The sequence below is a fragment of the Actinomadura fibrosa genome (assembly GCF_900659615.1).
Taxonomy (GTDB): domain Bacteria; phylum Actinomycetota; class Actinomycetes; order Streptosporangiales; family Streptosporangiaceae; genus Spirillospora; species Spirillospora fibrosa.
On sequence record NZ_CAACUY010000373.1, the window covers coordinates 1 to 6,366 of the forward strand.

5 protein-coding genes and 1 pseudogene are annotated in these 6,366 nt (G+C 73.9%); 2 read left to right on the plus strand and 4 right to left on the minus strand.

Annotated elements, in window-relative coordinates; all coding sequences use genetic code 11:
• A pseudogene (locus E1300_RS50965) lies at positions 1-277 on the plus strand (hypothetical protein); the annotation flags it as partial.
• Between the two features lie 13 nt (positions 278-290).
• Here the strand turns inward: E1300_RS50965 and E1300_RS46420 are convergent.
• Positions 291-1,325, minus strand: a complete 1,035-nt coding sequence (locus E1300_RS46420; RefSeq protein WP_131763649.1) for an aldo/keto reductase — start codon at positions 1,323-1,325, stop codon at positions 291-293.
• Between the two features lie 197 nt (positions 1,326-1,522).
• Between E1300_RS46420 and E1300_RS46425 the strand changes: the two genes are divergently transcribed.
• Positions 1,523-2,956 carry a sigma-70 family RNA polymerase sigma factor gene (locus E1300_RS46425; protein ID WP_131763650.1) on the plus strand — a complete coding sequence of 478 codons (1,434 nt, stop codon included), beginning with the start codon at positions 1,523-1,525 and terminating at the stop codon, positions 2,954-2,956.
• Positions 2,957-4,293: 1,337 nt separating this feature from the next.
• Here E1300_RS46425 and E1300_RS53155 read toward each other — a convergent pair.
• The 3 genes from E1300_RS53155 to E1300_RS46440 all read right to left on the minus strand — a co-directional run.
• Positions 4,294-5,073, minus strand: a complete 780-nt coding sequence (locus tag E1300_RS53155) for a CAP domain-containing protein (RefSeq protein ID WP_242619842.1) — start codon at positions 5,071-5,073, stop codon at positions 4,294-4,296.
• Positions 5,074-5,207: 134 nt separating this feature from the next.
• Entirely contained in the window at positions 5,208-6,059 is an 852-nt protein-coding gene (locus tag E1300_RS46435) for a DUF72 domain-containing protein (protein WP_131763652.1), read from the minus strand.
• 30 nt (positions 6,060-6,089) lie between these two features.
• On the minus strand, positions 6,090-6,366 hold a 277-nt coding region (locus tag E1300_RS46440), incomplete at its 5' end, for a DUF4396 domain-containing protein (RefSeq protein WP_131763653.1).

Genomic DNA, 6,366 nt, shown 5'->3' on the forward strand with positions numbered 1-6,366 from the left:
CGCGGCGAAGGCTGTCAACGACCACGCGCAGAAGACCGCCTCCGCCTTCGACATCCACACCCTGTCAGCGGACCGCATCCTGACCCACCTCGGTGAACGCTGGGGCGCCGAACCCGGCACGCTGGAACTGCACGCCCTCGACCGGGGGATCGGTTCCCGGGACGTCCTCGTCGCCGCGGCCCGACCGTACTACCTCCTGGCCAGATACAACCCCGACCTGATGGACCTGCGGCTCGGCCGCGCGGACGCGCCGCCGGCCGAGCCGGAACCGGAGTAGAACGGGGGCGCGCTCAGGAGCGGCGGGCGGCCCTGCCCAGGGACGGGTTGCCGTCCAGGTGGTCGATGCCCGGGAGGTCCGTGCCGGGCGGGACGACCTCGTCGATCGCGTCGAGCACGGCGGTGTCGAGGCGGACGTCGGCCGCCGCGAGCAGGTCGTCGAGCTGCTCCAGAGTCTTCGGGCCGATGATGGTCGAGGTGATCGCCGGGTGCTCGGTGACGAAGGCCAGCGCGAGGTGCGTCAGCGGCAGGCCGGCGTCGTCGGCGATCTTCGACAGCCGCTCGACGGCGTCGAACCGGACGGGGGCGCTCGGGTCCTCGTCGACCGACCGGCGCCACCGCTGGTTCCCGACGCCCGAGGCGAAGCGGGACCCGGCGGGAGCCTGCTCGCCGCGCCGGTACTTGCCGGTCAGCCAGCCGCCGGCCAGCGGGCTCCACGGGATGACGCCCATCCCGTGCCGCAGGCAGGCGGGCAGGACGGCCTCCTCCACGGACCGGGCGAAGATCGAGTACTGCGGCTGCTCGCACACGAACCGCGCGCCGCCGCTGCGGTCCGCCGCCCACTGCGCCTCGACGATCCAGTCCGCGGGGTAGGAGGACGAGCCGATGTAGAGGACCTTGCCCTGGCGGACGAGGTCGGTCAGCGCCGACAGCGTCTCCTCCAGATCGGTGTCCCAGTCGCGCCGGTGCATCTGGTAGAGGTCGATGTGGTCGGTGCCGAGTCGCCGCAGGCTGTCCTCGACCGCCTGGACGATCCAGCGGCGGGAGCCGCCGCGCCGGTTGCGGTCTTCGCCCATCGGGTTGAAGAACTTGGTCGCGAGGACGACGTCGTCCCGGCGCCCCTTGAGCGCCTTGCCGACGATCTCCTCGCTCTCGCCCGCCGAGTAGATGTCGGCGGTGTCGATGAAGTTGATCCCGGCGTCGAGCGCCCTGTGCACGATGCGCTCGCAGTCGCCGTGGTCCCCGTTGCCGATCGCGCCGAACATCATGGCGCCGAGGCACTGCGTGCTGACCTCGACACCGGTCCGGCCGAGCTTGCGGTACTGCATGCTGAAGTGCTCCTCCGTCGTGGATCTCCCACGCTAGGAACTGGAGCGCGCTCCAGGTCAAGGCGGCGGACGGCGGCGCGATCTGGCACTCTGTCCCGGATCGCCGGACAGGTGCCTTTCCTGTTATCGGCGCCCGGCCCGCGGGGTCTCTTCCACGTGGCCGAACGGGTCGGCCCGAGGTGACCGGAGGGACGTGCATGGACGGCGGCGACGAGCGGCTGGTCGCGGCGGCGCAGGCGGGCGACCGGGAGGCGCGGGAGCGGCTGGCCTCCGACTGCCTGCCCCTGGTGTACAACGTCGTCGGACGGGCCATGAACGGCCACGCGGACGTCGACGACGTCGTCCAGGACACCATGGTGCGGGCGCTGAACGGGCTCGGCGGCCTGCGCGACCCGGCGCGGTTCCGCTCGTGGCTGGTGGCGATCGCGATGAACCAGGTGCGTCGGCGCTGGTCGGCCCTCCGCAGGCGACCCGCGGTCGGGCTCGACGCGGCCCATGACGTGCCGGACCCGGACGGCGACTTCGTCGACGCGACCATCGTGCGGCTGGGCCTTTCCGGGCAGCGGCGGGAGGTCGCGGAGGCCACCCGATGGCTCGATCCCGCCGACCGTGAGCTGCTCGCCCTGTGGTGGCTGGAGGTCTCGGGGCAACTCACGCGTGCCGAACTCGCGGCGGCGCTGAGGCTCTCGCCCCGCCATGCCGCGGTCCGCGTCAACCGGATGAAGACCCAGCTGGAAACGGGACGGACGGTGGTGCGGGCCCTCGCCGCGACGCCTAGCTGCCCGGGCCTCGCCGAGCTGACGTCCGGCTGGGACGGCCGTCCCGCGCCGGTCTGGCGGAAGCGCATCGCCCGCCACGTCCGCGACTGCCGGACCTGCCTCGCGCACCGCCGATCACTCGCCCCGGCGGAGGCGCTGCTCGCGGGCCTCGTCCTGCTGCCGCCCCCGCCCCACCTGGCCGCCGCCGACCTGACGTCGCTGAAGCTCACCGGCCTCGCGACGCCGGTCGCGCACGGCGCGCGCAACGCGGCGATCGCCGGCAGCTCGGCCGCCGTGATCGCGGCGGCGGCCGCCGTCTGGTTCTTCACGCTGCCCGAGGACGAGCCCCGCCCGGCCGCCGCGCCGCCGAGCGCCACCGCCGTCCAGCGCGTGACCGAGCCGCCGACGTCGGCGTCGCCCCGGCCCTCACGCAGGTCGCCCAGCCCCCGGCGCTCGTCCAAACGGCCCACACCGAAGCCGCGCAAGCCGCCCGCGACACCCGTCCGGCAGGTCATCGCCCTCGTCAACGCCGAGCGGGCCCGCCACGGCTGCCGCGCCCTCCGCGAGAACGCCGCGCTGACCGCGGCCGCGCAGAAGCACTCCGCGGACATGGCCTCCCACCGCAAGCTCTCGCACACCGGCTCCGGCGGCCGGGACCCGGGCGCCCGCATCACCGCCGCCGGCTACCGCTGGACCGCCTGGGCCGAGAACATAGCCGCAGGCCAGCAGACCCCGGCGTCCGTCATGTCGTCCTGGATGAACAGCTCCGGCCACAAAGCCAACATCCTGAACTGCACCTACACCGACATAGGCGTAGGACGAGCCCCCGGCCCCAACGGCCCCTGGTGGACCCAAGACTTCGGAAAACGCTAACCCGAACGCCACCCAGGCGCCACACACGCACAACCCGAACAAACACCCCAAGAGCACCGCCACACGCGCAATGCGCCCCCGCACGCGCGCGATGCAGACCTCACACGCGCGGTGCGCCCCCACGCACGCGGTGCGCCCCCACGCACGCCGGGCGAACCACACACGGGTAACCCTCACACGTGCCGGGCAACCCTCACACGTGCCGGGCGAACCACACACGTGCTGGGCGAACCTCACACGCGTGCCGGGCGAATCCCGCGCGCAGGGCGAACCCGCCCCGGCCTGAATGCCGTGCTGCCGTGGTGCGCGAACCCCGCGCGCAGGGCGACTCCGCGCGTGCCGGGCGAGCCGCACGCGGGCCGGGCGAACCCGCGCGGTGCGGACTCCACGTGCGCTGTGCGAACCCACGCGTGCTGGGCGAATCCCGCGTGCCGGGCGAACCTCACTCGCGTGCCGGGCGAACCCTGCGCGCGCCGGGTGAACCGCATGCGTGCCGGGCGAACCGCACGCGTGCTGGGCGAACCTCGCGTGCCGGGCGAACCCGTCCCGGCCTGAAGCCGTGCTGCCGTGGTGCGGAACCTCGCGCGCGCAGGGTGACCCCGCGCGCGCAGGGTGAACCGCACGCGGGCCGGGCGAACCCGCGCGGTGCGGACCCCACGTGCGCTGTGCGCACCCACGTGCGCTGTGCGCACCCACGCGCGCCGGACGACCCCGCGCGTCGGGCGAACCTCACACGTGTGCCGGGCGAACCCCGCGCGCAGGGCGACCCGTCCTGGCCTGAATGCCGTGCTGCCGTGGTGCGCCAACCCCGCGCGCAGGGCGACCCCGCGCGTGCCGGGCGAACCCGCGCGCGGTGCGGACCCCGCGTGCGCTGTACGCACCCACGTGCGCCGGGCGAACCCGCGCGCTAGGCGAACCCACGCGCGCCGGGCGAACCGCATGCGTGCCGGGCGAATCCCGCGTGCGCCGGGCGAACCTCACTCGCGTGCTGGGCGAACCCGCGCGCGCAGGGTGAACCGCATGCGTGCCGGGCGAACCCCGCGCGCCGGGCGGACCGCACGCGTGCCGGACGATCCCCGGCGGCGTCGGGCGAGCCCCGCGCGCGCTATGTGAACCTCGTGCGCGTTGGCGATCCCGCGCGTAGGGCGGGCTCTCGCACCTTGTTCGAGCCCCAGCGGGCCGCTGACCGGAACGTTGCGATCGCGTGCGGGGCCAGGTTCGAGCTTGCGAGGACCTGATCGCGCAGTGAGCCGCTAGGCGAGTCGGAGCGATGCCAGCGATCGCCGCGGTGCCCGTTGAAGGAAGGCCCGCCAGGGCCGACGCCGAGGGCGACGCAATTACAACCTAGTGCCGAAGTCTTGCGTCCAGTACGGGGAGTTGCCCTTCTTGGCTACGCCTACGCCGATGTTCTTGAACTTGCAGTTCAGGATGTTGGCGCGGTGGCCGGGGCTGTTCATCCAGGACGACATGACGGACGCGGGGGTTTGCTGGCCCGCGGCGATGTTCTCGCCGTAGGTCGACCAGCGGTAGCCGGCGGCGGTGATGCGGTCGCCGGGGTCCTTGCCGCTGGGGTTGGTGTGGTCGAAGAAGTTGCGGGCGACCATGTCGGCGGAGTGGGCCTGGGCGGCCGACTGGAGTTTCGCGTCGAGGGTCAGCGGGCCGCAGCCGTGCTTGGCGCGTTCGGCGTTGGTCAGGGCGATGACCTGCCCGGCGGTCCCGCCGCCGGTCGGGGTGGTGCTCTGGCCGCCGGAGCCGGTGCCGGTGCTGGGCTTCGGCGTCGTGCGCTTCTTGGGGGCCTTGGGCTTGGCGGTCGGCTTCTTCTTCGCGGCGGTGGCGCGCCGCGGGTCCTTGGACGGTGCGCGGCGCGGGGTGGTGCTCTGCGCGGGGGCGGCGGGGGACGAGGCCGCGGACGGGGTGGACGCGGCGCGGTCGGCCACCGGGCGGGAGCCCGCGGGGTCGTCGGACGTGCCGGTCACCGCGTAGGCGACCCCGGCGGTCAGGCAGAGCGCCGCGGAGCCGGCCGCTCCGGCGATCCACCAGCGCTTCGGCACGGGGCGCCGCCGGAGGCGGCGGGGGCCGGGGCCGCGGTCCGCGCCTGCTCCATGATGCTTGCTCACGTATGCCACCTTTTCGGGATTCGTAAGGTTTGCCGGACGTCATGGAGACCCCGCCGGCGCGCGCGGATTACGGAAAACGTGCGGCGTCCTCCTCCGCGGCGCCGGGAGGGCCCATGCCGCCGGTTCCCTGTACGTCAGAAAAGGGTCAGCGGTTCGGCCGGGACGGGGTCGGGCAGCGGCTCGACCTCGGGGACGCGGGCCCGGACCTCGTCGTGGAACCGGCGGGCGAGCGCCAGTGCCTCCGCGTTGTCGGGGGTGTGGATGAAGACCGTCGGGCTCCTGCCCTCGCGCAGCCAGTCCGCGACCTTCCCGACCCAGGGGCGCCAGCCCTCGACGGTCCGCGCGGTGTCGTCGCGTCCGAGGTAGCGGACGATCGGGCGGTCGGTGAGGGCGGGCGCGCGGCGCGGCATGCGCGGCTTCTTCGTCCACGCCTCGCGTTCGGCGTCGGTGGTCGGGGGAGACTGGAAGAGGACGGTGGTGTCGAACGGGACCCATTCGGCGCCGGCGTCGGCGAGCATCCGTTCGAGGAGGCGTTCGGAGCGTCCGTCATCGAAGAAGGCGCGGTGCCGGACCTCGACGGCCGTTCTGAGGGAGCGGGGGAGCTTGCGGAGGAAGGCGGCCAGGCCGCCGAGGTCGGCGGGGGAGAAGGAGCCGGGCAGCTGCACCCAGAGGGCGTGGACCCGCGGGCCGAGCGGCTCGATGGCCGTGAGGAACGCGCGGAGGTCCTCGTCCGCTCCGGTGAGCCGCCGCTCGTGGGTGATCGTCTTGGGCAGCTTCACCAGGAAGCGGAAGTCGGGCGGCGTCTGCGCAGCCCAGCTCTCGACCGTGGCGCGGGCCGGGGTGGCGTAGAAGGTCGTGTTGCCCTCCACGGCGTCGCACCAGGACGCGTAGGCCCGCAGGCGCTCCTCGCGCGCGAGCGGATGGGGCAGGAAGCGCCCCTGCCACGGTGCGTGCGTCCACATCGCGCATCCCACATGAAGCCGCATGAACCCGACGCTACCGCCTGCCGGCGGCGGTCAGTGGTGGTACCGGTGGACGACCGCGTGGCCCTTGCCGCGTGAGATCATCCAGCGGTTGACCGGGGTGGTGAGCAGGAACGCCACCAGCAGCGAGAAGGCCAGCGAGCCCCAGAACAGGGCGCTGGCGAGGCCCGCGTCCATCGCGCCGGGGACGGCCACGACCACGGCGTTGTCGAGCAGTTCCATGACGGCGATCGACACGGTGTCCGCGGCGAGGGCCACGCCGAGCGCCGCCCGCAGCCCTACCCCGGCCCGCAGGACGCCGCGCATCGTC